This is a genomic window from Bullifex porci (assembly GCF_009695635.1).
GTDB classification, from domain to species: domain Bacteria; phylum Spirochaetota; class Spirochaetia; order Sphaerochaetales; family Sphaerochaetaceae; genus Bullifex; species Bullifex porci.
On sequence record NZ_VUNN01000049.1, the window covers coordinates 1 to 1,856 of the forward strand.

General features: G+C 39.7%; 2 protein-coding genes. Both read right to left on the bottom strand.

The annotated features are described in order from the left end of the window. Nucleotides 1-22: 22 nt before the first annotated feature. Nucleotides 23-1,378 (bottom strand): group II intron reverse transcriptase/maturase, encoded by a 1,356-nt coding sequence (ltrA, locus tag FYJ80_RS11520; RefSeq protein WP_154427042.1) that lies wholly within the window; start codon nt 1,376-1,378, stop codon nt 23-25. Between the two features lie 283 nt (nt 1,379-1,661). Then, nucleotides 1,662-1,856 (bottom strand): hypothetical protein (locus tag FYJ80_RS11830; RefSeq protein WP_206361090.1); only part of this gene is annotated, 195 nt, incomplete at its 5' end.

A 1,856-nucleotide genomic window follows, 5' to 3' on the forward strand; every position in this document is an offset into this window, starting at 1 on the left:
TACCGGTCTGGTATACGGCGGTTCAAATGAATACAAACTCCGACTGAGAGTTGTATGTCCTATCCAATAGGCGTCTTTCTCTGTGAAGACGCTTATATTCTCCCTCGATATCAACCAAGTTGAATTTGTTAAAGAGAGTATTATTTGTAATGTATGGACTTAGAATACTACTTATTTTGTACCATCTGCAACTTGAATAACAATTTATTTTGTCAAGCCTCCATTTTGGTATGCCTAGTTCTTGAAGCTTGTCTCTGCGGTTACTTGGTGTTTTCCATTGTTTCCAAAGATATTGTCTAAGTCTTCTTCTTATCCAAGCGGCCTTCTCTTTAATGTAAGAGTGTATGTTACTTCTTGCATAGTAGTTAATCCATCCACGTATGTAGGCGTTCAATTCTTGAACTACTGCACTGAATGCAACTCCTCTACTTCTAGAAGTAATCTCACGTATCTTATCTTCGAATTTTCTTAGTTTCTTGTCTTTTGGTCTACAGTAGCCTAGTCCTTCAGTACTAACTCTTGTTGTAAAGGTGAAACCAAGAAAAGAAGAACCTTCGACTCTTCTTGCTTCAGTTTTCTCAGTGTTAACCTTGAGTTTCATTTTTCCTTCAAGAAATCTTATTACGGACTCTTTTACTCGGTTGCAGGCATATTTACTTTTGGTGAAAATATTGCAATCATCTGCATATCGAACAAACTTATGTCCACGTCTTTCTAATTCCTTATCATAGGGGGTTAGATAGATGTTGGATAGCATTGGCGAAAGTGGTCCACCTTGGGGCGTTCCTTCTTCACTTGGTATCAAGCATCCATCGCACATTATTCCACTCTTAAGGTATACGAATATCAGTCTTCTGATATCTTTATCCTTAAGTGTGTTATCGACAAGAGTCATCAGGTAATCATGATTTACTCTGTCAAAGAATTTGGATAGGTCAAGGTCTACTACATGTTTGTAGCCCTCAGCCATGTACTCCTGTGCTTTTCTTACGGCATCCTCGGCACTTCTGTTTGGCCTAAATCCATAACTGTAGTCAGAAAATGTTGGTTCAAACACAGGGGTAAGAACCTGCACCATCGCCTGTTGTATTACTCTGTCAATTACACATGGGACTCCAAGAAGTCTTACACCTCCATTATCCTTTGGTATTTCAACTCGTTTTACAGGTTGTGGCTTATACGTCCTTGCAAGGATTTGTTCTTCAATGTGTTTCCAGTTTTGGTGCATATAACTTTCAATTTCATCTACTTTTACACCATCAACTCCAGCACTGCCTTTGTTTCTTTTTACGGCGTTGATAGCCTTTTCAAGATTTTGAAGTGAGAGCATTCTCCTGCAAAGTTCTGTATTTGGTTCTTTGTGGTTTTCTCCTTTCATCAATTTCTCTCCTTACGATATTTCGACTTACTCCCTTTTTCAGGGTATCTATTACATATCGTGACATTCCTTCGATTACTCGAAGATTCATTTGTTCCGTCCTTCACAACTCTCTCTAGTTGCTAATATGACTTCTGCTGACTTCCTGCAATTCGTTGTTACTACGCCGTCATCAGCGATATTGCAGCCTATTGCGCTTGCAGGACCTCCTCCGTTAAGAATATTAACCTTCCTCGCATTTAGCCTCCACATTTACTCGATATCCTCAGTTCTGGATTTCATGTTATTTTGCACACTCATCCAAATACCCAGCCTTATATGTGGTTTCTGTACGTAGACTCACGATTTTGCCTATTGCTTCCTTCAGACCCAACATTGCTGTTACGCCCTTGCCGTTGGCTAGCGGTTTTCTTTCAGAACTGTTCCCGCAGTGGACTTTCACCACCAAGTTAATACTCATGCAGAGCAAACAAAAAAA

Coding starts and splice junctions, on each gene's coding strand:
- ltrA (WP_154427042.1), bottom strand. CDS start 1,378: ATGAAAGGAGAAAACCACAAAGAACCAAATACAGAACTTTGCAGGAGA.